Annotated in this window: 28 protein-coding genes; 11 read left to right on the forward strand and 17 right to left on the reverse strand. The window is 63.0% G+C overall.

The window, feature by feature from the left end; translation table 11 throughout:
- The 5 genes from G568_RS0105010 to G568_RS20655 all read right to left on the reverse strand — a co-directional run.
- A partial coding sequence (locus G568_RS0105010) for an IS5/IS1182 family transposase (RefSeq protein WP_026757168.1) occupies positions 1 to 279 on the reverse strand: 279 nt, incomplete at its 3' end.
- Between the two features lie 39 nt (positions 280 to 318).
- The gene (locus tag G568_RS0105015; protein WP_084627343.1) at positions 319 to 1,716 is read right to left on the reverse strand and encodes a DUF6538 domain-containing protein; all 1,398 of its coding nucleotides are present in this window, start codon (positions 1,714 to 1,716) and stop codon (positions 319 to 321) included.
- Between the two features lie 131 nt (positions 1,717 to 1,847).
- Positions 1,848 to 3,542, reverse strand: coding sequence for a sensor histidine kinase (locus tag G568_RS18310; RefSeq protein ID WP_245582884.1), 1,695 nt, complete (start codon positions 3,540 to 3,542; stop codon positions 1,848 to 1,850).
- 71 nt (positions 3,543 to 3,613) lie between these two features.
- On the reverse strand, positions 3,614 to 4,168 hold the full coding sequence (locus G568_RS0105025) for an RNA polymerase sigma factor (protein ID WP_026757000.1): 555 nt from the start codon (positions 4,166 to 4,168) through the stop codon (positions 3,614 to 3,616).
- A complete protein-coding gene (locus G568_RS20655; protein WP_245582885.1) occupies positions 4,165 to 4,479 on the reverse strand; it encodes a NepR family anti-sigma factor in 315 nt (104 codons plus the stop codon). Before G568_RS20655 ends, G568_RS0105025 begins: the two co-directional genes overlap by 4 nt.
- Between G568_RS20655 and G568_RS0105035 the strand changes: the two genes are divergently transcribed.
- Positions 4,478 to 5,299 carry a response regulator gene (locus tag G568_RS0105035; protein WP_026757002.1) on the forward strand — a complete coding sequence of 274 codons (822 nt, stop codon included), beginning with the start codon at positions 4,478 to 4,480 and terminating at the stop codon, positions 5,297 to 5,299. The genes G568_RS20655 and G568_RS0105035 overlap by 2 nt on opposite strands.
- Before the next feature lie 415 nt (positions 5,300 to 5,714).
- On the opposite strand, the gene G568_RS0105040 is transcribed toward G568_RS0105035, so the two are convergent.
- Entirely contained in the window at positions 5,715 to 5,885 is a 171-nt protein-coding gene (locus G568_RS0105040; protein WP_026757003.1) for a DUF1328 domain-containing protein, read from the reverse strand.
- Positions 5,886 to 6,353: 468 nt separating this feature from the next.
- Between G568_RS0105040 and G568_RS0105045 the strand changes: the two genes are divergently transcribed.
- From G568_RS0105045 to G568_RS20800, 3 genes are all read left to right on the forward strand, one after another.
- Positions 6,354 to 6,950, forward strand: a complete 597-nt coding sequence (locus G568_RS0105045) for a PRC-barrel domain-containing protein (RefSeq protein ID WP_026757004.1) — start codon at positions 6,354 to 6,356, stop codon at positions 6,948 to 6,950.
- Positions 6,951 to 7,040: 90 nt separating this feature from the next.
- Positions 7,041 to 7,697: a DUF1236 domain-containing protein gene (locus G568_RS0105050; RefSeq protein WP_026757005.1), complete on the forward strand. Its 657-nt coding sequence runs from the start codon at positions 7,041 to 7,043 to the stop codon at positions 7,695 to 7,697.
- Positions 7,698 to 7,857: 160 nt separating this feature from the next.
- Positions 7,858 to 10,074: an OmpA family protein gene (locus G568_RS20800; protein WP_281168979.1), complete on the forward strand. Its 2,217-nt coding sequence runs from the start codon at positions 7,858 to 7,860 to the stop codon at positions 10,072 to 10,074.
- Between the two features lie 61 nt (positions 10,075 to 10,135).
- Here the strand turns inward: G568_RS20800 and G568_RS0105060 are convergent, their stop codons facing one another.
- The 10 genes from G568_RS0105060 to G568_RS0105105 form a co-directional block, all read right to left on the reverse strand.
- A complete protein-coding gene (locus G568_RS0105060) occupies positions 10,136 to 11,107 on the reverse strand; it encodes a hypothetical protein (protein ID WP_051202771.1) in 972 nt (323 codons plus the stop codon).
- An 11-nt stretch (positions 11,108 to 11,118) separates the two neighbouring features.
- Positions 11,119 to 12,549 (reverse strand): MBOAT family O-acyltransferase, encoded by a 1,431-nt coding sequence (locus G568_RS0105065; protein ID WP_026757007.1) that lies wholly within the window; start codon positions 12,547 to 12,549, stop codon positions 11,119 to 11,121.
- A 49-nt stretch (positions 12,550 to 12,598) separates the two neighbouring features.
- Positions 12,599 to 13,159, reverse strand: a complete 561-nt coding sequence (locus G568_RS0105070) for a hypothetical protein (protein WP_157084297.1) — start codon at positions 13,157 to 13,159, stop codon at positions 12,599 to 12,601.
- A 31-nt stretch (positions 13,160 to 13,190) separates the two neighbouring features.
- Positions 13,191 to 13,754 carry a hypothetical protein gene (locus G568_RS0105075; RefSeq protein ID WP_026757009.1) on the reverse strand — a complete coding sequence of 188 codons (564 nt, stop codon included), beginning with the start codon at positions 13,752 to 13,754 and terminating at the stop codon, positions 13,191 to 13,193.
- Positions 13,751 to 14,065, reverse strand: a complete 315-nt coding sequence (locus tag G568_RS18320; protein ID WP_169576943.1) for a type II toxin-antitoxin system MqsA family antitoxin — start codon at positions 14,063 to 14,065, stop codon at positions 13,751 to 13,753. Before G568_RS18320 ends, G568_RS0105075 begins: the two co-directional genes overlap by 4 nt.
- Positions 14,052 to 15,020 (reverse strand): alpha-ketoacid dehydrogenase subunit beta, encoded by a 969-nt coding sequence (locus G568_RS0105085; RefSeq protein ID WP_026757010.1) that lies wholly within the window; start codon positions 15,018 to 15,020, stop codon positions 14,052 to 14,054. The genes G568_RS18320 and G568_RS0105085 overlap by 14 nt, the downstream gene beginning before the upstream one ends.
- Positions 15,021 to 15,049: 29 nt before the next feature.
- On the reverse strand, positions 15,050 to 16,267 hold the full coding sequence (locus G568_RS0105090; protein WP_051202774.1) for a thiamine pyrophosphate-dependent dehydrogenase E1 component subunit alpha: 1,218 nt from the start codon (positions 16,265 to 16,267) through the stop codon (positions 15,050 to 15,052).
- Positions 16,268 to 16,398: 131 nt separating this feature from the next.
- Entirely contained in the window at positions 16,399 to 16,644 is a 246-nt protein-coding gene (locus tag G568_RS0105095) for a phosphopantetheine-binding protein (protein ID WP_026757012.1), read from the reverse strand.
- A gap of 98 nt (positions 16,645 to 16,742) precedes the next feature.
- Complete coding sequence (acsA, locus tag G568_RS0105100) at positions 16,743 to 18,494, reverse strand: acetate--CoA ligase (protein ID WP_026757013.1); 1,752 nt, start codon at positions 18,492 to 18,494, stop codon at positions 16,743 to 16,745.
- A gap of 115 nt (positions 18,495 to 18,609) precedes the next feature.
- Entirely contained in the window at positions 18,610 to 18,828 is a 219-nt protein-coding gene (locus G568_RS0105105) for a dodecin family protein (protein ID WP_026757014.1), read from the reverse strand.
- 280 nt (positions 18,829 to 19,108) lie between these two features.
- Here G568_RS0105105 and G568_RS18325 point away from each other — a divergent pair, with 280 nt between their 5' ends.
- Entirely contained in the window at positions 19,109 to 19,858 is a 750-nt protein-coding gene (locus G568_RS18325; RefSeq protein WP_051202776.1) for a Crp/Fnr family transcriptional regulator, read from the forward strand.
- Here the strand turns inward: G568_RS18325 and G568_RS0105115 are convergent.
- Positions 19,842 to 20,258, reverse strand: coding sequence for a CBS domain-containing protein (locus G568_RS0105115; RefSeq protein WP_026757015.1), 417 nt, complete (start codon positions 20,256 to 20,258; stop codon positions 19,842 to 19,844). The two genes, G568_RS18325 and G568_RS0105115, sit on opposite strands and share 17 nt — an antisense overlap.
- Before the next feature lie 234 nt (positions 20,259 to 20,492).
- Between G568_RS0105115 and atpD the strand changes: the two genes are divergently transcribed.
- The 6 genes from atpD to G568_RS0105145 are packed head-to-tail and all read left to right on the forward strand — an operon-like array spanning position 20,493 to position 23,831.
- The gene (atpD, locus tag G568_RS18330; protein WP_037373756.1) at positions 20,493 to 21,887 is read left to right on the forward strand and encodes a F0F1 ATP synthase subunit beta; all 1,395 of its coding nucleotides are present in this window, start codon (positions 20,493 to 20,495) and stop codon (positions 21,885 to 21,887) included.
- Complete coding sequence (locus tag G568_RS0105125) at positions 21,877 to 22,269, forward strand: F0F1 ATP synthase subunit epsilon (RefSeq protein WP_026757016.1); 393 nt, start codon at positions 21,877 to 21,879, stop codon at positions 22,267 to 22,269. Before atpD ends, G568_RS0105125 begins: the two co-directional genes overlap by 11 nt.
- Positions 22,266 to 22,547: an AtpZ/AtpI family protein gene (locus G568_RS0105130; protein ID WP_026757017.1), complete on the forward strand. Its 282-nt coding sequence runs from the start codon at positions 22,266 to 22,268 to the stop codon at positions 22,545 to 22,547. The genes G568_RS0105125 and G568_RS0105130 overlap by 4 nt, the downstream gene beginning before the upstream one ends.
- Entirely contained in the window at positions 22,540 to 22,854 is a 315-nt protein-coding gene (locus G568_RS0105135) for an N-ATPase subunit AtpR (RefSeq protein WP_026757018.1), read from the forward strand. The genes G568_RS0105130 and G568_RS0105135 overlap by 8 nt, the downstream gene beginning before the upstream one ends.
- A complete protein-coding gene (locus G568_RS0105140) occupies positions 22,845 to 23,549 on the forward strand; it encodes a F0F1 ATP synthase subunit A (protein WP_026757019.1) in 705 nt (234 codons plus the stop codon). The genes G568_RS0105135 and G568_RS0105140 overlap by 10 nt, the downstream gene beginning before the upstream one ends.
- A gap of 3 nt (positions 23,550 to 23,552) precedes the next feature.
- Positions 23,553 to 23,831, forward strand: coding sequence for a F0F1 ATP synthase subunit C (locus G568_RS0105145; protein ID WP_026757020.1), 279 nt, complete (start codon positions 23,553 to 23,555; stop codon positions 23,829 to 23,831).
- Positions 23,832 to 23,833 lie beyond the last annotated feature (2 nt).

Below are 23,833 nucleotides of genomic sequence, written 5' to 3' on the forward strand. Positions count from 1 at the left end.
GAAGTCGGGCACCTGCCAGTCCAGGTCGACCAAATGCAGCAGGCTCTCGACGAAGCCTGTGGTCTGGCGTAGCGCCATGCCGAACAACACTTTCATCGTCAAGCATGTCTGGATAGCGGTGTCGCTGTAGGTCTGCTGCCGACCGCGCTTACCGGTCGGCGCAGCCTCCCAGATCATCTCCGGGTCAAACCAGACTGTCAGCGAGCCACGGCGCTTGAGCGCTTCGTTATAGGCCGGCCAGTTCCTGGTCTTGTAGGTTGGGGGTGTGGGTCTGCTCATGTCGCCCAGCTACCACACTGGATTCGCGACATGAATCCCTCACGCGCTTTGTGCAACAGAGCCTGCTAGCGATGTGATGAAGGTCTTGCGGAACGAGTGAAACACCTTCTTTCTACTCGAAAAGCCCTTCGATTTCTTGAAGTGGCCGAAGGCCTTGGTAACCGCTTTAGAAGCCTTGTCCTGTTCGCGTTCAGCCAAGCGCGGCCATATAGGTCCTGCATCCTTTCGTCGATCAAGCAACCAGGTCAAATACGAGTGGACTGGCACACGGCGCACACCGGCGATGCTTTTGGCCCTATCAACGTCAAAGAATGCAACGCCTTCATCGTCGCGTATGTCCTCCCACCTCAACGCACAGATCTCGCCAAGCCTCATCCCCGAGAAGAGGCCCACCATGCAGATCTCGACGACGTCATGGTTCTGTGGAAGGTGGCCAGAGAACAACTGGTGGATCTCGCCCAAGTCGAAGGCTGAGTAGGTGCGTTCTTGCGCTGTCTTCTTGGAAATCTTCCGTTCGAGCCCTTCAGTGGGACAATCACCTTCCACTTCCCCGACGGTAGTCGCCCAACGCCAAAGAGCGCGAATGGCCCCAAGATGGCGGTTCAAGGTTATATCTGAAAGCTGCCTACCTGTCCCACTATAGCGGCGTCTGATCTCCCCAAAAGTCCTAGAGCTATCACGCGGCGATTTCCCCCACGCTGGGTCTAAGGTTTCAAGGATCCCCATGAAGCGCCCCACGTCGGACCGCGTCAGGGTCTTTAATGGTTTGTCGGAAACGAATTCAGACAATCTTTGCAGGGTCGTACGGTGTTGTCTGACCGTCTGCGCATCACCCTTCTGGGCTGCTCTAGAGAGATATCGATCCGTCGCTTCAGATATGGTGAGCCCATACTTGCTCGCATTAGAGGCGGGCATGTTGCGCTTGATTCTACGGTAATCCTGCAAGCCATCCCATTTGGCTTGCTGCTGCGGCGACATGGCCAAAGGGTGTCCTTGTTCATCTTGGCCAAATTGGGTTGCAGCTTGATCAAGCAAGAGGTCTTGCTGGATGTCAAACTCAGTCAACGGCTCGTCAGCCGATGTTTCAACACTTTCAACTGATCGGGCCTCTATATCTGCGCTCAAAGAGCATTCGAGGGTGTCCTTGTAGACCTCTCTGGCGTCTACATCGCTTGTCGGTTTCAATGACCCTCGGAGGCTTTTGAAGACAGCTTCCCAATATGCTGCTCGCTCAGTTCGACGTGACATCGCAACGGTTAAATCTCTCGTCTCTAATGTCTCCACAATCTGTTCTTTTCCCAGTTTCTCGCGCAGATCCTTCGGAACTGCACGTTGGAAAAACCAGGTGTGTCCGCGCTTCTTGAGATAGTGAAAACCGCCAGTCATATTGGTCCGATGGTACAGGTTGATGGTACAAGTCCATGGTACATAACCCATTACTAATAAACAATATTATTTTCATTCAATGCCTTAGATGCCCTACTACTCTTGCTCCTACCACCCCAGCCAATGACCTCCTATCAAGCAGGTAGCGACCCCCGGGATCAGCGTTAGCATCGCGGCTGTATTCAGTCGGTATCGGGGCTGTAATCGTGCCATGCGCGGGGGAATACGACGTGTAGCTCATAGCGGTTGGGGAGGGTCTCGGTCTCGAGGGTTCCGTTGAGCTGCTCTGCGAAGGATTGTATCAGGCGGGAGCCGAGGCCCGAGCCGTCGGAGCGCTCTTCTTGCTGTGCCGCGTCATCGTGCGCCGCCTCATAGTTCGGTGCGCGCGAGTTTACCACGCTCAGGCACATGGTTGCATCATCCGGCGCGGTCAGGGCGATGTTGAGCCACGCCGTCCCGTCGCCGGATGCGCCGCAGTGCTTGACCGCGTTTGTTGCCGCCTCGGTCGCCAAGAGTGACAGCGGCACGGACTGGTCCGGGCTGATCTCGATCGGCTCAAGTTCCGTTGTGACATTGATCCGATGGCCGAGTTCGTCAACCGTCCCCACGACCACCAATTGCTGTATGATCTCATCAAGCAACTCGTCCGCCCGCACCCGCGACAGCTTGCGCGCCAGGTAGAGGTATCGGTGGATCGCCGACAGCGCCATCACGCGGTCGCGCACCCTGTGCAGCAGGCGCTTGGCCTCGGGGCTGTTGGTGGCGCGCATTTGCATGTTCATCATGCTGGAGATCAGTTGCAGGTTGTTTTTGACCCGGTGGTGGATCTCGCGCAGCAGCACCCGCTTTTCCTGCAGATCCTCTTCGCGGTGGCGGTCCAGCTCGGACAGGCGGCGCGTCATCGCGCGAAACGACTCGGCCACCACTTCAAGCTCTTCGGGCGCGTTGTCGAGGCGTGCGTTTTCGAGATCTCCGCGCCCGCTTGCGTAGAGGTGCATCCACGTGCGCAGACGCCGCACATGCCGGATAACCAGCCGGTGCACACCGATATAGGCCACGCCGATCGTGATGATCCACATGAGCAGCGGGAAATAGAGCGCCATTGCCTCTTCGTAGATTGGCATGACGAGGCCGCCGAGGTGCTGGGGCAGCCAACTGCCCATGGCGAAAACGCGCCCCTCGACGATAGGGACGACCGCGAAATCGCGGATCTCTCCCTTGCGGTTGGTGTCGCGGAAGGTGTCACGCTCGCGCGCGGCAAGCTCCTCCAGCGTTCTGTTTTCGGGCAGGACAGAGCGCCGGTCCTCGGCGAAACTCTCGGTCGCGACGATCTCGCCCTGGTCCTGGAACAGCGCGAGATCAAGCTCTGGCGCCGCCGTGGTCAGCGCGGTGTTGAGCGCGGTAACCGGCACGGCGATCCAGACGGTGCCGGCAAAGCGCCCGCCGTCGAAGGCGGGAACCGAGACGGTGACCGTCGCGACCCCGCCCAAGAACTCAAGCGAGCGCATTTCGACCTTGCGGGTGAGCCTGTTCGAGTCGGACAGGATCGAGGACGTCTCGCCGGGGGTCGTCCGGTCGTCGGTTGACGCACAGACCAACACCCCGTCGCCATCCACGAAACCGGCGAAAACGGAGAGGTTCGAGGCATCGACCAAGCGGTCCATCACCTGGCGGCAGGTTCCATCGGAGCGCTGCACGACGGGCATCAGCGCGGCCAACGTTTCGGCCGAACTGATGGCTGCGCCGATGATCTCGCGGCCCCCCGCGGCGGCCTGCTGCGTCTGTTCGAGCAGCGCAAGTCCGGACAGCGCCCGTCGTTCGTCAAGGACATTGTAGGTCTGGTAGACGGAGATCAGCCCCAGGGGCAGGATTGCCACGCTGAGAACGAGCGCCAACATGACCGCCAGGCCAAGCCGGGAGGAGCGCGGAGCAGGCGTAGGGCGCTCGCTCATGCCGCGGGCTTGCCGTTGACCACCCCCAGCGTCGCCGAATCCGTCATCTCGAGGTCGTCATGTTCGTCGAGATGCATCAATTCGGCCAGCCGCTTGCGGGCGCGGTTGGTGCGGCTTTTGATGGTGCCCACGGCGCAGCCGCACATTTCGGCCGCGTCCTCGTACGAGAACCCCTCGACCCCGACGAGAACCAGAACTTCGCGCTGCTCATCGGGGAGTTGGACGAACGCGGCGCGAAAATCCGCCAACGCCAGGTGCCCGTCATGCGCCGGCTTTTCGGACATGGAGTTAGACATCGTGCCGTCGGGATCCTCGATCTCCCAGCGGCGTTTGCGGTAGAGCGAGTAATAGGTGTTGCGCAAGATGGTAAACAGCCAAGCGCGCATGTTCGTTCCCGGCTCGAACTTGTCGAAATTGCTCCAGGCCTTGACCACGGCATCCTGCACAAGGTCATCCGCCGTCGCCGAATTGGGCGCCAAGCTGAGTGCAAACGCGCGCATGGCGGGCAGGTGTTCGATCAGTTCGTCCTTTGGGTCCGTGCTGTCGGTCACTTGTCACCCTCGGAAGGTTGTTCGCTTTGCTCCGATTGCTTTTCCTGCTCTCGGAGCTTCTCAATCAACTGCGTGAACCGTTCGGGCAAAGGCTCTGCCGCTGCATCCGAGTAGACGCGCCGAAGGTTTTCGTCGATTTGCTGGTTCAGTCGTGAGGGCCTGCGCTTGGTTGTCATATCGTGATATTTTCTGTCATGATTGCCGGTGCGGGTTGCGCGCCGGCTGAATATTTTTTCGCGGTTGCTGGAACATAACACGCGCCCCCTGCGTTTGGTTCCGTGCAACGCATAAAAAATTTCGAGGTTATTCATGACGGACACTGACAGTCGGCCTGATCGCGCACAGCATGTCGCGCAGGACCTGCCCTTTTTGCGCCGGTATGCCCGCGCGCTGACGGGGAGCCAGAAAACCGGGGACAACTACGCCGCCGCGACGCTGGAGGCGATGCTGTCGGACGTCGGCATGTTCGACAAGGACCTGGACCCCAAGGTTGCGCTTTTTCGCGCATTTCACAGGATATGGGAGTCGTCGGGCGCGCCGGTAGACACGGATGACGAGGCCGCCGATTTTTCCGAGAACCGCGCGCAATGGCGGCTTTCGGGATTGACGCCGAACACCCGCGAGGTGCTGTTGCTACATAGCATCGAGGGCTTCTCGATCGAGGATATCGCCGCCATCGTGGGTATTGAAGCGGGCGAGGCGAAAGACCTGCTGTCGATCGCACGGCGCGAGATGGCCGGTGCGATCCGCGGCCGGATCATGGTGATCGAGGACGAGGCGATCATCGCCATGGACATCTCGGCCATCGTCGAGAGTTTGGGCCACGGCGTGACCGGCAACGCCCGCACCCGCGACGAAGCGGTAGAGCTTGCCCGGCACGATCCGCCCGACATGATCCTTGCCGACATTCAGCTTGCCGACAGGTCATCCGGCATCGACGCGGTCAACCACATCTTGCGGGAAATGGGCGAGGTGCCGGTCGTGTTCATCACGGCCTTCCCCGAGCGCCTGTTGACCGGCGAGCGGCCCGAACCCGCCTTCCTGATCACGAAGCCCTATTCCGAAGAACAGGTGCAGTCGGCGATCAGCCAGGCGATGTTCTTTGCCAGCACCGAGACGGTTAAGATTTGACCACGTAAGACGAAAACCCCGCGCGGATTGCGCGGGGTCTTTTCGCGATTTGGGCTGGCTTTGAGCGGCAATTGGATGACCGGTTGAGGAGCCGCGCAGCCCCCGACCGCCGGGTGGGCGCAGCAACGGGTGTGGATCGCACTTTATGCCAGCCAAATACCTCCTTGCTATCAATCATTTGATACGCTGCAAAAGCGCCCGCCCGTCACGCCAAAGGCGTGCCGATGATGGGCGGCGCACCTCTGGTGCGACGGGGGCGGTCGGGCGCTGCGCGGCGGCGCGCAAGCGCGCCTCTATTCCGCGCATTGGTGCCGGGCCTCAACGGCAGCGATAGGCCATACGCTGCCAATACCGATCCCGCGCAATGGTCTCAGCGCGCTCGCCTGCGCCGCGGCCTCGTTCCTGGTCTGGCGGATCAGGGCGTTCGACCGCGCAGGGCGCGGACGACGACGGCCACGATGAACAGGGCCAGGAATATCACGAACAGGATCTGGGCAATTCCGGCGGACGCCGAGGCGATGCCGCCAAACCCGAATATGCCCGCGATAAACGCGACGATGAAGAATGTAAGTGCCCAATAAAGCAATTTCGCCTCCTTCAAAGGTTACTTGGTTCGATCATTGGGTAAACGCGCCAACTGTCCGGTTGGTTCCTCGAAACAATGAAACAGGTAGGTCGCGCCCCCAGCCCCGATAAAAAAGCCCCCGCCATGTTTCAGACGGGGGCAGGCACCTATGGGACAGAAAAGGTGCGCTTGGATCGTCCACTTGGGGACACAGGGAGACCAAGCAAAGCCACGCCAATAGCGCAGCTTCACCCAATCAACACGGCGGTCGGCGATTTGTTCCAACGGCAAAGAGATTCTTTGCGCGGGCCTCATGGGAAGGGTCGTAGAAATAGCGCCATTAACGCACGAGGGCGGGGAAAAGTTCCAAAAAATTCTTGGAAAAATTTCGGCCCCGAACGGAAACCAAACCGGACAGATAACCGTTGAGTGAACCAGGCGCGGCATTGATGGCGGCGCCAGAGATCCAAAGCGCAAAGGAGATCTGTGATGAGACAAATTCTTGCATACAGCGCTATCGTCGCACTGTCCGCGACGCCGGTTCTGGCCGACTCGCACGACACTGCCGAGGAGGACACGCAAAGCTCGACCACGATGGAGCAGTCGGAAGAGCAGACCGACACGACAGCCGAAACCGGCCAGGAGTCCGATACGACGGCCGAGAGCGGCCAAGAGTCGGGCACGTCTGCCGAGAGCGGCCAAGAGTCGAGCACGACGACCGAAAGCAGTCAGGAGTCCGACACGACGGCCGAGAGCGGCCAAAACTCGGACATGCAGGCGACCGAACTTAGCGAAGAAGAGCGCAGCCAACTGACCGCCGAGCAACTGATGGGCCAATCGGTCTATGACGCCAATGGCAACGAGGTCGGCGACATCGGCGAGGTCCTGATGAACGGAGACGGCGAAAGCACAGAGGTCGTGATCGAAGTCGGCGGCTTCCTTGGCATAGGGGAAAAGCCCGTTGCCGTGGCCCTGAAAGACCTGACCATTTCGCGCAGCGACGGGGCAAGCAGCGCGCTGCGCATCGAGACGGCGCACACCGAGGAAGACCTCGACAGCATGCCGGAATGGAAAGGCGAAGCCTAACGCCTGCGGCGCAAGGCACCTGACCGACACCCCAAACCGAGAGGGCGGCGCGTGACCGCGCCGCCTGTTCAACCCCGAAGGAGAGACCCCATGTATACGCGCAGCATTACCCTTGCCGTCACCGCATTTGGCCTTGCAGCGGCGCCGGCCTTGGCAGCCCCGACCGTTCAGGCCGTTACCGACCTGAACCTGCGGGCCGGACCGGGGCCGCGGTTCGAAATCATCAGCGTCATCGACCAGGAGGCCAGCGCCGAAATTCAAGGCTGCCTTGAGAATGGCAGCTGGTGCAAGGTGAGCTATAACGGCGACACCGGATGGGCCTATGGCGAATACCTGACCGGCAAGGTAGCCGAGGATTATGTTCCGGTCGTGTCCCAACAGACCACTATCGAAACCGGCACCGTGACCTACGAGAACGAGGATCACAGCGGCGCGGTGATCGGCAGCGGCTCTGCCGGGGCGCTGGCCGGTGCGATCGTTGGCGGCCCGGTCGGGGCCGTGGCTGGTGCAATCGCCGGTGGCGCCGCAGGTGCCGCGGTGGAGCCGAAAGAAGAGGTTGTCAGCTACGTACGCACCAACAAGGTCGAGCCGGTGTACCTGGAGGGCGAAGTGGTCACGGGCGTTCAACTGCCCGACACTGTCAAGCTCCGGGAGATCCCGGATTCGGAGTACCGCTATGTCTACGTGAACGGTGCGCCGGTCCTGGTGGAGCCGGAGAACCGTACCGTCGTGCACATTGCACGGTGATGCATGACATTGGGGCAGCGCGCGGGCGCTGCCCCGATCATTGGCTTTTCCAGCAAAATTGATCGGCCCGCGTGCAGCGGCCCGTCGCATGGTTTCTCAAAACCTGGGGAACCACAGGGCGCGGGCCGCGTTGGGTATGTACCGAACAAGGAGGCCCAAGATGACCCACAGAATGCTTACCCGAACGACGGCTTTGACCCTTTGCCTCGCGTTGACGGCGCCGGGGGCGGGACTGGCGCAGGCGGACATCCCTTGCGCGGACGGCAATGATCAGGCCTGCGAGAATGCCAATGATCGCGGTGCGCTGGCCATGGTTATGGCCTCGCTCGCGGCAGGCAAGCGCCCAACGGCGGGCCAGATCGGGCAGCTGAACAAGGGCGATTTGAAGAAGCTTATCGAGGCGCGTGATCTGGATATCGATCCGCGCGGCATGCCGCCCACCGAGTTGCGCGCCGCGGTAATGGCAGAGCTTGGCATTGAGGGCCGTGCCGAGGCCGAAGCCAAAGATGAACCCCCGCGCGAACAGGATAAGGCCGAGGCCGAAAGCGGCGTGGTGGATGAACTCGCGCAGGCGCTGACCGGCGGCGAAGAGGACCAGCAGGCGCAGGCCGAGGTGGGAGCAGAGGCACTGACCGAGGTAGAGACCGAGGCAGAGGCATCTGACAGGCCCCGCAAGGAATTGACGCGGCAGGATATTGATCGCCTGAACCGGAAGGGACTTCTGCAGGTGAACCGCCAGCGCGGTCTGGGCATTGAGGCGCAAGGAATTGGAACCGCCGACCTGCGCACCGCGGTGAAGGCAGAGCTTGGCATGAAAGCCCGTGCCAAGGCTAAGGGCGAAGGTGAACCCCAGCCCGAAGAGGAAAAGGCCGAGGCCGAAAGCGGCGTGGTGGATGAACTCGCGCAGGCCCTGACCGGCGGCGAAGGGAACCAGCAGGCGCAGGTCGAAGCAGAGGCCGAAGCGCAGGCCGAGGCCGAAGTGCAGGCATCCGACCGGACCCGTAGGGAATTGACGCGGAACGATATCGGCGGCATGTCTCGAACGCAGCTGTTGAAGGTTATCCGGCAGCGCAACCTTGCCATCGACCCACAAGGCAAGCGGACCGGCGATCTGAGGAACGCGGTAGGGCGCGAGCTGGGCCTGATGCAGGCGACGCCCCAACAGCGGCCCGAACAGACGGGCGACAGCCTTGGCGACGCGCTGGAAAAGGCGGCAGAGGGGGCTGTTGACGAGCTTGAGCAAACGCTCGACCGGGACAAGGCCGAACGCGAGGCGGAACTTGACCGCCGCCGCGCCGAGAAAGACGCGGATGCGGACAAACCGATGGCCGCGACGGGCGACGCCGGGACGGAGGGCGATGCCAAGGTCACGACCCAAACCGTGACCGAGGAAAACGCAAGATCCAGCGATGAGGAGTTCGAGACGCAGCTCAAGGCCGGCGCCGAAGCAACGACGCAGACCCAAGCGCAGAGCGATGGTGATGACGGGCTCAGCACCTTGGGCAAGGCGGCGGCGCTCGGCCTTGGGGCGATTGCGTTGAACGAGATCCTCAGCGCGGATGACGAGGTGGTTACCAGCTCCCGGGACCGGGTCGTTGTACGGCAGGATGGCCAGCTTCGTGTTTTGAAGAATGACGACGTTCACCTGCTGCGCCCGGGCAACGAAGTTCGGACGCGCACCTTCGATGATGGCTCGACACGTACCGTGGTTTTCCGGGGCGATGGCAGCAAGATCATCACCATTCGCGCGGCGGATGGCCGGGTGCTGCGCCGCGTTCGGGAGCGCACGGATGGCTCGCGTGTCGTGATCTTTGACGACACCCAGCACAGGCACGAGCCAGTCGTTGTGAGGAACCTGCCAGAGCCACCGCGTGAAAGTGGCGTGACCTATTCAAGGCGCGACCGCGCCGCGCTTGAGGAGGCGCTGAACGCGGAACTGGCGGCCGATGTAAACCGGCGATTTTCCCTGCGGCAGGTGCGCGAGATCAGCGCAGTTCGCAAACTGATGCCGCCCGTGACGCTGGACGCGGTGAACTTCAGGACCGACTCGGCCGTGATCCGTCCGCGCGAGGCGGAGGACCTGGCTGCCCTGGGGCAGAAAATGGCCGCGGCAATCGATCATAACCCTGACGAGGTGTTCCTTGTCGAAGGGCACACCGACACCGTCGGAAGCGCGAGCTATAACCTTGCCCTGTCGGACCGGCGCGCGGAATCCGTGGCGCTGGCGCTGGTGGAATATTTCGACGTGCCGCCAGAGAACCTGGTGATCCAGGGCTACGGCGAATCCGATCTCGCGGTTGAAGTGAGGGGGCCGCAGCGCGCCAACCGCCGCGCGACAGTGCGCCGTATCACGCCGCTTCTGCATCGCGGGCAATGACCAGATAGCGGGGCTGGCACGCGCCTGACATCAAACGGCACTTCTGCTTCGGCGGGTGGTCTTAGGGACTGCCCGCCGAAGTCATGAGGTCCCGCAGGTATTGCGCGTAGAGCGCATCAATCCCGGCCCTGTTGAGGTGATCCGTGTCGAAGAAATACTTCAAATCGGGCAAGGCGGTGCTGAGGTCGTGAAACGGGATGTCATGCGAGCGAAGGCGCGCGCGCAGGGCCGCGTCGAAATCCGCCTCGTTGGGCAGGGCCTCGCGAAATGGTTCCGGCAGGGGGAGCTTGACGACCACGACCTGCATGCCAGACGCCCGGGCCGCGTCGAACACCGAAAACAACACGTCGAAATAGGCGTTCCGCACGTCCGTTTGCGCCTGATCGGGGTAGAGGTAATCGATCCGGCTTTGGACGGCGTGGCGCGACAGGCGAACCTGGTTGTCGAAATCTTCGGCCCCGCGCCAGCCCTCTTGCGGAAAACGGTCCGGCGGGTTGAGTTTCGAAAAGGCGGTCAGGTAGTCGGCCAACGCGGCCGGTTTGATGCCCCTGCGAATGGTCAGATCGGCCATGATCGCCGCGGTTGAGGGGCGCAGCGGCGTCTTTCTGAGCAGCTTGCGGTCGGTGATCCGCTCTTCGTTCCAGCGCGGCGAGGTGAAGGCAAAGGAATCGACCACGTAGAGAAGGTGGCGCGGCGCGATATCGCGCTTGGCCTGACGAAAGACGAACCCGTTATAGAGCGGCCCGGCGCCGACCTCGGCCAGCACCGCCATGGATTGCCCGGTATCGGCCTCAAGGCGCTTGGGGATTTCGCCAAACGCCAGAGGCAGGGCGTGCGAGGCCCCCAGAACCAGCCAATCCACCTGCGTGCCCCGCATCGCCAGAAGCTTCTGGAACGCGGTCTCTTGGCCCGAGCGCCCGATGGTCACTTCGGCGATCCCGGCCGCACCGGCATAGAGCAGCACAAACAGCGCAACGAACGCCGCGACCCGGCGGCGGGGCAACGGTACTACGGGGCGGTCCGAGATTTCCATGGTGCGATCCTTCAGAACTGCATGTAGACGAACGCCTCGTTCTGCCAGCGGCCCAGTAGCAACAGGGCAAAGAGGCCGGCATAGATCGCGCCCCAGCGAAGCAGGCGCGGCGCGCGCGAGAGGCGTTTGCGGCGGCTTTTGCTTTCCATCACCAGCTCGATCGCCAGCAGCCCGACGATGAGGGCCGCAAGAAAGCCGTGCTCAAGCGTGAACGGGTAACTGGCCAACAGCCCCGGCAGCGTGGGCAGCGCCGCCCAGATGCGCGAAATGACCGTCAGGCCATCGGCCAGGTCGCCGGCCCGAAAGAAGATCCAGCTTACCAAGATCAGGTGAAACACCAACAAGGTGGCAATGATCCGATAGAACACCGCCGTGCGAGAGCCGCGCAGGCGGCCCCGGATCCGGCGGTGCAGGGGACTGAGCGCGCGTTCCACCCATATATAGAGCCCGTTGAGCGCGCCCCACGCGAGGAACCCCCAACCGATCCCGTAACCAAGGCCCGCGTGCCAAATCCCGCTGGCGATGAACACGATCATCAGGCCCAGGTACATGCGAAGGGCGGTGCGGGTATCGCCGATAATGGGGTAATAGAGGTAGTCGCGGAACCAGCTGGCCAGCGAAATGTGCCACCGGCGCGACCAGAATTCGCTAATCGAATGGGCGAAGTAGGAACGGCGGAAGTTCTCGGACAGGCGAATGCCGAAAAGCTGCGAGGCGCCGCGGGCCATGTCGGTGTAGCCCGAAAAATCGCAATAGATCTGGAAGGCGAAGAAATAGGTGGCAATCAAAAGCTCCATCGGGACGGCATAGCCCGGGATCGCGTAGGCCCTATCGACGAACGGGGCGAGGTTGTCGGCGATCACGACCTTTTTCACCAGCCCCCAGAGGAAAAGCTGTGCGCCAAGGGCGAAATGAACCGGCTTCATCGGGGCGCGGCGGCGCAGTTCCTCGGTGAAGGGCACGATCCGCTCGATGGGACCGGCGAGGATCTTGGGAAACCAGGCCAGCAGCAAAAGATCCTGCCCGCTGCTGGCGGCGGTATCGGTGGGCGCGCGATAGCGATCGATCAACAGTGCGATCGCCGTGAACGCATAGAACGAAAACCCGGCGGGGGCGGTCAGGCCCAAGCGTGGCAGGGCGGCAATATCCTGCGCGATCGGGTCGTAGTATTTCAGGGCGCCCATCAGGCCCAGGATCAACAGGATCGCCGCCCACAGCACCGCCAACCGGCGGCGCGTCTCGGCGCGTGCCAGCAGACGGCCCGCGGCAAGGGCAATCGCGGCGACAGCCCCGAAATAGGCAAGGTTGAGGATGCCGAAGCTTGCATAGAATGCGAAGCTGGCCAGCAGAAGCCACGGCAAACGCCATCGCGCCGGCAGCCACCAGAACAAGATGACGGCGACCGGCAGGAACAGCAAAAACCCGGGAGATGTGAACAACATGGTGCAGCCCCGTCAACCTGGCCGGGGGCGTATCGCGCCCCTGCCCTTTTCAGTACGACGCCCCACCTGCGCGAAGTGCCGGCGGGACCTCATCGATGGGGATGCCCGCGTTCAGCACCAGGTAATCGGCAAGCAGCTGCCGCTCTTCCGGTGTTGTTTCGATCTCGATATGGCTGGGGGAGTTCATGGTGCCCAACCATGCCTCGCGCGTGCGGTCTTGCGTGATCACGACGGTGATGATGTGGCACGACTGGCACAGTTCCAACGACATGTCGCGGCCATCGCGCGGCAGGTCCTCATCTGCCGGAAGCGGGGCGCGCGCGGCAAGGTAATACGCAAGCGTGTCCGTCTGCCACGTGTCGAGTTCGGCAATCGCCGGTGAGGTCTCCGATGCCTGCGCCAGCGCCTGGCGCCAATATTCGGCATCTGCGGATTTGGAACGGATCGCCTCGCCGAAATCCTTTGGCAACCCTTCGGCTTGCACCCCTTCCAGAAGGCTACGGCCGCCGAGCGGGATGAACGAGAACATGTCGTCTTCCTGCGCCGCCAGCGAGGCGCCCATTATGAGGGCTGCCAGCACTGCGAGGGTCTGCGAAATCCGATGTCTCATGGCGTCATTCCTTGTGCATGTCTTGCTTTCGTCAAAACCGCAGTTCGGGCGGCACGTCGTCGAAGGCCAGGGGCATGTTGATGGCCGAGTAGCCCGCAAAGGTTTCCCGTTCGACGCGGCTCATGGGGATCTCGGTGTGGAAGGGCGATTTGAACGTGCTAAGCCAGCCGGCCTTGTCCCGGTCATGCATGAGGTAGCCGGAGAAAAGCGCATGGCAGAACTGGCATTGCGCCACGGCAAGGTCCTTGCCATCGGGCGGCAGCACCTCCGCCAGCTCCGTCGCGCCGAGCCCCGAGACCGGCTTGCCCCCCAGTGGCAGGTTGAGCGCGGCGTAGCTGGCCAGGGTTTCAATGCTGGCAGGGTCAAGACCGGCATCAAGGGATGTGGCCCAGGTTGCCCATCCCTCGGGCGCATCATCGCGCATCAGGGTGTCCTGCGCCGCCTCGGGCGTCATAGCGGACAGCAAGCCCGTCAGGATGCTGCGACCGCCATCGGGCATGAACGCGAACTGATCGTCGTCTGCCGCCCAAAGCGCCATCGCGGCCATGGCGGGCACCAGTGCCACGCCCGTTATCCACTTGCCCCGCCGCATCATTTCCCGCCCCTTTTGCCTGCGGCCGCGCCGGGGGCGGCAAGGGAATAAACCGGCACCGACAGTGTTCTGACCGGCGCGTGGCCCGCATCCTTGCCGCCATGCAGCATGTCGAGCTTCATGGCGGTTTCGTCCTCGAAATACCGCTCGCCGCAGCTTTCGCAGACCAGCGCCGGGACATCCTCGATCACGACCAGCTCGTCGCCGCGCCAAAACGCGGTGCGCACCTGGTCGGGCTCAAGGACGCCCCCGTCGCAGCCGGTACAGGTCAGATCGGCCCCGGCGGTGCCCGCTGCCGCCTCAGGCGAGGTCACGGGCCGCTCCTGCGATACCTTCGGCATTTGGCCGCATCCAGGTGAACATCTCGGGCGAGGCCGGCGGCGGGGCGTCGGGGAACGCGACCCGTTTGAAGCGTGCGCCTTCGACGTTTTCGGCCACCCGTGCGACGACTTCGGCGCCGGGTCCGAGGGTGTAGTAGGATTGATCCACCGTCAAAAGGCGCTTGGTCTTGGCCACCGAATTGACGAGCGTCTCGGTATCCATTTCCTTGAGCACACGCAGGTCGATCACCTCGACGCTCATGCCCTCGCCGGTAAGGGTTTCGGCGGCCTCCAACACGCCGGGCATGCCGCCGCCCGAGCTGACGATCGTCAGATCGCTACCCTCCTGGCGCATGGCGGCCTTGTCGAGCGGAACCTCGTAGGGTTCGTCCGGCACCTCGCCCGTGAGGGTGCGAAGCCCTGCGGGATAGAGGTAGACCACCGGGTCAGGCGAACGCAGCGCGGCATGCATCAACCCCTTGGCGTCATAGGGCGTGGACGGAATCACCGTGCGCACCCCGGGGATGTGCATGTAATAGCTGTCCTCCTCATAGCAGGAATGCTGCTGCGCGAAGCCGGGGGTCTGCCCTGTCATCTCGATGATCCAGACCGCCGGCAAACTGGCCACGCCACCGGTTTTGTGGCGCATCTTTGATGCGTAGTTCTGGATCAACTCGAAGGGCATCAGCGCGCCCTGGTAGGGGATGTAGGTCGCCGATTTCGACCCTGCGAGGCTGGCGCCCAACACGGTCGCGGCCATCCAGTATTCGTCGATGCCGGTGTTCACCACGCGCTTGCGCCCGAACTCGGTTTCCAGGTTGATCACGGGTTTGCCGGGGGTCGATGCCACCGGCGGGGTTAGCTCAAAGATCCAGGTCATGGCCGGATCCTGCTGCATTTCGTACTGCACGGCCTCAAGGACCGAGTACATCCAGCTTTTCTGTGCCATTGGGTATTCCTTTCAAGTGGGGGCTCAAGTCAGCCGAACTGCCGCGCGGGGACCGTGCCTTCGGCAAAGACATGGCGAAGCCCGTCCTCGGGTGTGCAAAGGGGTTGGCTCAGGGCCCATTCGAAGGCTGATGCGATTTCGGCCTTTACCTCTTCCTCGATTTCCGCGGCGCGCGCGTCATCGATCACGCCCCAATCCACGAGGATCTTGCGGGAGATGTCGACCGGGTCGCGCTGCATCCACGCGCGCACCTCGCGTTCGGGCCTGAACGACGTGATGGCCAACGGATCATAGCCAAACGCGCCAAGCTCACCGGCCTTGGCGCCGGGTGCGCCCCAATGGTTGTAGTAGCGATAGGTCTTGGCCTCGATAAAGGTCGGACCACCGCCCGAGCGGGCGCGGTTCACGGCCTCTTTCGCGGCGTTGTAGACCTGGATGACATCCTGGCCATCGACAACCTCGGTCGCTATTCCGTAGGCGGCCGCCGCATCGGCGATGTTCTTGTGCGGGCAGGAATAGGAATAGTGCGCGAACTGGTGATAGAGGTTGTTTTCCAGCACGTAGATGAACGGCAGATCCAGCAGCTTCGCGTTGTTGAGCGCCGAGTGGAATTGCGGCGTGGCATAGGTGCCGTCACCGGCGAACGCGACGCTTACCTGGTCGCTGCCGCGCGCGCGGAACGCGAAGGCAGAGCCCGCCGCCGTCACGTGGCCCGGGCCGACCATCCCGTCGGCGCCAATGAACCCGACGCTGGGGTCCGAGATGTGCATTTCGGCGCCATAGCCGCCGTTCATGCCGGTGGCGCGAAAATCCATTTCGGCCACCATCTTGGGGATATCCACGCCCTTGGCGATCGCGTGCCCGGAGGGCCGGTGCGTCGAATAGACAAGGTCGATCTGGTCGAACGGTCCGTCATTGCGCAAGGCGGCGCAAACGCCTGTCGCGACGGCCTCTTGGCCGGCGTAGAAGTGGTTGTAGCCGCGGTAATCGGGGTTGGTCAGCATCTGGTCGGCCTGCGTGCGCTCGTGCCAGCGAATGCGCAGGATCGTGCGATACATGTTGATCAGTTTCTCGTCCGATAGATCCTTGGCGAAAAAGCCGATGTCGCCATTGGCCAAGGCACGGCTGCCGGTGGTCGAAACCACCGCGCCGGTGAGCGCGGCCAGCTTGAGGAACCCACGCCGCGATTCGGATCGTGGCCCTTCATCGTCGCACCGCAACGTGTGTGCATTGTCTTCATTTGTCATGATTGCCTCCTCCCAATCTGGCTTTGGCAGGACGCGTGAGAGGCATCCTGCGAAAGGCCAATGGTCAAAGGCTATGCCTGCATATCCGAGTCGTCATTGACGCGTGTTAAGCGCGGCAATCCGGCCCGCGATTAGCCGAGTTTGCCCGCCAAATAGTCCACCGCCTTGTCAGGTGTCTCAAGGCGGGGATAATCAAGCTCGGGCACCGAAACGCCGAGTTTCTCGTGAAGGGCGCTCACGAGATTGAGGATATCCATGGAATCCAGTTCGAGATCATCAAGCAGGTGATCGTCGCCCGAGATATTGTCCGGGTCGAGATCCGGTGCGATGCGGATCAGTTCCTCGATGAAGGCGGATCTTATTTCATCACGGGTCATGGTGGCTCCTGCGCTTGCGGTATTGCGTCGGTATTGCGTCGGTATTGCGTCGGTGTGGTGCGGGCGCGGCGGCGTGCGCCCAGTGCCATGCGCCGTGCTCATTTCTCGTCCGTTTCCAGTGTCGAGATGTCGCCTTCGGGCAGGCCCATTTCGCGGGCCTTGAGCAGCCGGCGCATGATCTTGCCCGAGCGCGTCTTTGGCAGGCTTTCGCGGAACACGATCTCGCGCGGAGCGACGGCGGGGCCGAGGCGCTTGCGGGCGTGGCCGCGCAGATCGCGTTCAAGGTCTTCGGTCGCGTCCTGCCCGGGGTTGAGGACGACATAGGCCTTGACCACCTCGCCCGCGGTCTCGTCCGGGATGCCGATCACCGCGGCCTCGGCGACGGCGTCGTGTTCAATGAGGGCGCTTTCCACCTCGAACGGGCCGATCAGGTGGCCGGAGGATTTGATCAGGTCATCGGCGCGGCCAATGAACCAGAAATACCCGGCCGCGTCCCGCATCGCCAGATCGCCCGTAAGGTACCAGCCGTCGCGGAACACCTTGTTATAGCGCGCCTCTTCGTTCAGGTAAGCGCGCATCATCGACGGCCAGCCGGGGCGCAGGGCCAGTTCGCCCACCTCGCCGTCGGCGCATTCGCGCAAGGCGTCCCCTTCGGCCTCGGTATCCACGATGCCGGCCTCGATCCCCGGCAAGGGTTTCCCCATGGAGCCGGGCCGGATGTCCATCGCCGCGGTGTTGGCGATCATGATCCCGCCGGTTTCCGATTGCCACCAGTTGTCGTGAAAGGGGCGGCCGAACACCTCGTTGCCCCAAACGACCGCCTCGGGGTTCAAGGGCTCGCCGACACTGGCGAGGAATTGCAGCGCCGAGAAGTCGTAGCCTTGCGCCGCCTCCCTGCCCGCGCGCATCATCATGCGGATCGCTGTCGGGGCGGTGTACCAGACTTCGATCTTTTCGCGCTCCAGCGTGCTGTACCAGCGATCGAGGTTGTATTCGGCTTCATCGACGATCATCGAGACGCCATTCACCAGCGGCGCGATGATGCCGTAGGACGTGCCCGTGACCCACCCGGGATCGGCGGTGCACCAGTAGATCGTGCCAAGCCGCAATTCGAGCGCGCCGCGCCCGGTGGCGGCGTGGGTGACAACCGCCTCGTGCACGTGGACCACGCCCTTGGGCCGCCCCGTTGTGCCGGATGTGAAGTGAATAAGCGCCATGTCCTCGGGGCCGGTTTTGACGGGGTCGAACCTGTCGGGTGCCTTGTCGAATTCCGGCGCCAGTGCCACGCAATCCTCGGGCGCATCATCGCCGGTGATGAGCACCAGTTTCAGCGAGGGAATATCGCGGCGCCATTCGGCGATCTTGCGGCGGTAGATCGATTCGGTCGTGATCAGCGCGCTTGCCTCGCCGATTTCCATACGGGTGCGTACGGGTTCGGGACCGAATGCCGAGAAGAGCGGCGTGAACACCGCCCCCGCGCGCAATGTGCCAAGCGCCGCGAAATACAGATCGGGCGTGCGGCCCATCATCGAGAACAGGCGGTCGCCCTTGCCGATGCCATGCGCGGCGAGGATGTTGGCGAACTTCGATGCGCCCTTGAGGACATCGTCATAGGTCAGATCCAGCGTCTCGCCATGCTGTCCGAGCCACCGAATCGCCAGCGTATCGCCTCTGCCGGCCGCGACATGCCGGTCAAGCGCCTCGTAGGCGATATTCAGCCCGCCGCCCGGCAAGCCATCGAGGGACTCGCGGGCCTCTTGCCAGGTGAACGTCTTGCGCGCGGCATCCGGATCTGGCAACGACGCGTTCGCCTTGTCGGCGGCGGATTTCTTGATTGTCTCCCAGACCACATGTGCCCCCTTGAACTGGCTGGCGCATCCGGTGGGCGCCGGCGTCTGCCACGCATGATACGGGTGAAGGGTGCGGCTTAACCGCTGCATCCTCGCACGTGCGTTGCGGGGGGCGTCAGCCGCCCAGTGATTGCCCCTCGATCAGGAAACTGATCTTTGCGTTCACACGGTAGCTGACGATCTTGTTGTTCTCAATCGCCGCGTTCATGTCCTTGATATAGATCGATTTAATGTTGCGCACCGATTCTGACGCCTGGGTAACGGCGTTCTGGGCTGCGTCCTCGAAGCTTTTGTTCGATTCCGCCAGCACTTCCACAACCTTGAGCATGGACATCGATTCCCTCCTTGCTTCTGCTTCCGGCGCCTTGCTGCGGCACCGGTTCACGTACCCTAGCGCGCGGGGCGCGGGGGATCATTAACCTGCGGCAAGCACCGCAGAACGGCAGAGAAATCGCGCCGGTGATCCGGGGCTTGAGCTGCGCCGATTCCGCACAGGAAAATGCGACGACTTCTGGATTAATCCGTGCTATCGTGCGTGGTGGTACGCGCAATTATCAGTTGCAGGCGGCACCCGTGAGGGCCGGCTGTTTGCCACTTGTTGGCAGGAGGTGCCGATGGCCAATCTGGACGTTGAAACGACCCCGCTCGATACACTGTCACAGTTGGAGCCGGGTCCGCACGTCCCCCGCGCATCCGATCATGTGAGCCAGGTCTTGAACACCTATTCGCACGCGTATGGTGTGGCGGCGATCCTGAAGTTCGAGGGGGACGACAGCGCATCGATTTATTGCGCGCTGTCGGGGTGGCTGGCCGCGTCGAAGTCGATGGTGGACGGGGGGCGGCAAATCATCGACGTGGTTTTGCCGGGCGAGGTCATGGACCTGTCGTCGGGGTATGGCCACACTAGCTCAGTCCAAATCGAGACGCTCTCACACGCGGCGGTGGCGATCGTTCCGCACGCAGTGTGGGCAAGGCTCAGGGAAACGACCCCCGAGATCCGGAGCGCCCAGACCGCAACGAACGCCGTTTCCCTGTCGCGCATTTTCGAGCGGATGCTGCGCCTTGGAAAGGGGACCGCCGAATCCAGGATCGCCTATGCGATGATTGAGCTTTGCATGCGCCTTGAGGTGGCGGGAGCGTGCAGAAACGGCACCTTTCACCTGCCGCTGACGCAGCAGGTTCTGGGCGATTTCGTCGGCCTGTCGGCGGTGCACGTGTGCCGAACCCTCAGGCGGCTGGGCCGCAGGGGGGTGTTATCGACAGAGGGGCACATGACCGTGGTGATCCACGACGCGGGCGCGCTGGCCGATATTGCCGGTATCGATCTTGCGTATCTGCGCAGGGAGATTATCGCCGCTCGGTGACTTCGCCGAGCACCTGACCGGCCAATTCCTCTGATGCCTTTTCGGCGATGTCCCCGATGGAGAGGACGCCAACAACCCGGCCGCGCCGGTCGCGCACCAGTAGCCGCCGCACCTGCAGATCGCCCATGAGCGCCGCCGCCACGGTGACATCCTGATCGGCGAGGCAGAACGCGGGGCGGGGAGACATTGCCGGGCCCACGGGCGTGTCGGCGCGTGCATCGCCGACCGAAAGGATGCGCGTGACGATGTCCCGGTCGGTGATGATGCCTACGGGATCGCCGCCGTCCAGAATCGGAAGCGCCCCGATGCCGTGCTTTTGCATTCTTTGCGCGGCATCGTGGACGCTTGTACCGGGCGACACCGAGACGATGAAACGGGACATCAGGTCGTTGATCTGCACGGGCTTTACCCTCCTGGTGCCGGTGCGCCGCCCTTTCCCCAGATCAGCGTGCTTGCCGCTGGAGGATCAAGGGCCGGCGACCGGGGCCACCTTGGGTATGTATCATGCCACGTTTGGGCCGGGGGGCGCTTTAACTGCCGTCAATGCCCGCGCGGGCGTGTTAAATAGTTTAATATAGGTCAATGACTTCTCTTTCACCGGGTGTATGGTTGGCGTTGGAATCAGGGGGTGCAGATGCCCGTGAGCGATGACCGGATTGGCCATATCGTCGCCATCGAAGGCGGAATCGCCGACATGCGGTTCGACGGCCCGCTTCCGTCGATCACTTCACGGCTGGTAACGCTGAGTGACCCGGAAATCAGCATCGAGGTTGCGGCGCTGCCGGGTGCGGATATCGCGCGCGGCCTTGTTCTTGATCCGACGCCCGAGCTACGCCTTGGACTGGCTGTGCGCGACACGGGGCACCCCATTGAGGTGCCGGTGGGCGACGCGGTGCTGGGCCGCATGTTCAACCTGTTTGGAGAGCCGATCGACGGCGGCGCGCCCCTGGACGAGGTGCAGCGCCGCCCGATCCTGCGGGCGCCCGTGCCATTGTCGCAGCGCCGGGCCGAGGGGGATGTGTTCGAGACCGGGATCAAGGCCATCGACCTTCTCAGCCCGCTTGAGCGCGGCGGCAAGGCCGGGCTTTTCGGGGGTGCGGGTGTGGGTAAAACCGTTCTGATCACGGAAATGATCCACAACATGGTGGCCGAGTACGAAGGCGTCAGCCTGTTTTGCGGCATCGGCGAGCGGTGCCGCGAGGCCGAAGAGCTATACCGCGAGATGCGCGAGGCGGGCGTTTTGGACAACACGGTGATGGTGTTCGGGCAGATGAACGAGAGCCCCGGCGTGCGATTTCGCGTAGGCCACGCGGCCCTGACCATGGCGGAATGGTTCCGCGACGAGCGGCGCCGCGATGTTCTGGTGCTGATCGACAACATATTTCGGTTCGTTCAGGCGGGCGCCGAGGTGTCGGGCCTGTTGGGGCGCATCCCCTCGCGCGTGGGGTATCAGCCGACGCTGGGCACCGAGCTTGCCGATCTGGAAGAGCGGATCTGCTCGACCGATCGCGGCTCGATGACCTCGATCCAGGCGGTCTATGTGCCGGCCGACGATTTCACCGACCCGGCCGCGACGCACACCTTCGCGCATCTGTCGGCCTCTATCGTGTTGTCGCGCAAGCGGGCGTCAGAGGGGTTTTATCCGGCGATCGATCCGCTGCAATCGTTTTCCCGGATGCTGACGCCGGGCGCGGTCAGCCAGCGCCACTACCGCATCGCGCGGGACGTGGGAAACACACTGGCCGAGTACGAGGAGTTGAAGGACATCATTGCCATGCTCGGGCTTGAAGAACTGTCGGAGAAGGACCGCGCCACGGTGCGACAGGCGCGCCAGATCGAGCGTTTCCTTACGCAGCCCTTCTTTTCGATCGAGGCGATGACCGGGCAAAAAGGGCGCTTTGTGCCGCTTGAGCAGACGCTATCGAGCTGTGAGCGCATCCTGTCGGGCGAGTTCAAGGACCGTGACGAGGGCGATCTTTACATGATCGGCGCGGTCGACGAGATCGCGGGGGGCGTAAATGCGGCTTGAAGTGCTGACCCCGCCGCGCCGCATCCTTGACCGCGAGGTGCGCAAGATCGTGACCGAAGCGCCGGACGGGCATTTCGGAATTCTTCCGCGGCATGGCGATTTCGTGACCGAATTGGTGCCTGGGGTCATGGTCTACACCACCGAGGACGGCGCCGAGCGCTTTGTCGCGGTGAATTCCGGAACGTTGGTGAAATGCGGCGATGCGGTCATGGTGGCCGTGCGCGGGGCGGTCGAGGGCGACGACCTGGCGCGCCTGCGCCAGCGCGTGGAAGAGGAATTTCGCCGCCAGGACGAAACCGAACATGAGGCCCGCGCGGCGCTGGCGCGGCTTGAGGCAAGCATGATCAGGCGTTTTCGCCAACTGGACCTGGCGGGGCCATGAACGACGAGGACGAGATAGACACCATCGCGCGCAAGGCAAAGGCGATGGAGGACGCCCGCAAACGGCGGCGCGAAAGCGCGTGGTACGGGCTGGCGATGTTCGGGATGGTCGGCTGGGCCGTGGCGGTGCCGGTGATTGCGGGCACCGCGCTGGGCCTGTGGATCGACAGGCGCTGGCCGGGGGAGGCATCGTGGACGCTGATCCTGCTGCTTGGCGGTGCCGCGCTCGGTAGTCTCAACGCGTGGTATTGGGTGCAAAGGGAGGGGCGCGATGACTGAATGGGCCGACATGACGGCGGGCCCGGCGATATGGGCCCTGTGTTTCGCGGCGGGGATGGCGATTGGCGCGGTCTATCTGGGACTTTTGTGGGCGGCGGTGCGGGCGCTGAACGGGGCGCGCCCGGCCGTGTTGTTCATAACGCTGGCGGCGGCGCGGGCGCTGCTGGTCCTTGGTGCGCTGGCAGGGGCTATCGCCCTGGGCGCCGGGGCGGGTCAGATCCTGGCCGCGCTGGTGGGGTTCATTGCCGTTCGCGTGGCGGCCACCCGGCGCGCCGGCGCGGCCGAAAGGGGCGGGGCATGGAAATAAGCCCCGACACCTGGGTCCTTGCGGAATGGCACGGCTGGCGCCTTACTGCGACGGTGGGGTTCACTTGGGTGGTGATGGCGCTTCTTGTGCTTGGGTCGTGGGCGATCACCGCGCGCCTGAGCAGCGGCGAGAGCGTCTCGCGCTGGCAGGTCATGCTGGAGGTGATCGTGACCGCGATCCGCGACCAGATCAAGGAGGTGGGCACCGACGATCCCGACCGCTATCTGCCGTTCATCGGCACGCTTTTCCTTTTCATCGCGGCGGCCAACATCCTGAGCATCATTCCCGGGTACCAGCCGCCGACCGGGTCGCTGTCGACCACCGCGGCGCTGGCCATTTGCGTGCTGATTGCCGTGCCGCTTTTCTCGATCACGCGGCGCGGTTTGGGGGCGCACTTGAGGACCTATATCCGGCCTTCACCGCTGATGCTTCCGTTCAACCTGATTTCGGAGATCTCGCGCACCTTGGCGCTTGCCGTGCGGCTATATGGCAACGTGATGAGCGGCACCGTGATCGTTGGCATCCTGATCAGCGTGGCGCCGTTTTTCTTTCCCGTTCTGATGCAGCTTCTTGGCCTGCTGACCGGCCTGATCCAGGCCTACATATTCGCGATCCTCGCCATGGTTTATATCGCCTCGGCAAGCCGGGCGCGCCCCGATCCAGACACCGATGACAGAGACAAGACAGGAGACTGAGCAATGGACCCAAACCTTTGGATTGCAGTGATCTCGATCGCGACGGCGGGCCTGACCATCGCCATCGGCTCGATCGGGCCGGCGCTTGCAGAGGGCCGGGCCGCCGCGCAGGCGTTGCAGGCCATCGCCCAGCAACCCGACGCGTCCGGCACGATAACGCGGACGCTTTTCGTCAGCTTGGCGATGATCGAATCCACCGCGATCTACTGCTTTGTCGTTTCGATGATCCTGATCTTTGCCAACCCGTTCATCGACCTCGCGGCTCAGGCGGCCGGAGGCTGAGC

The organism is Sediminimonas qiaohouensis DSM 21189, assembly GCF_000423645.1.
GTDB lineage: Bacteria > Pseudomonadota > Alphaproteobacteria > Rhodobacterales > Rhodobacteraceae > Sediminimonas > Sediminimonas qiaohouensis.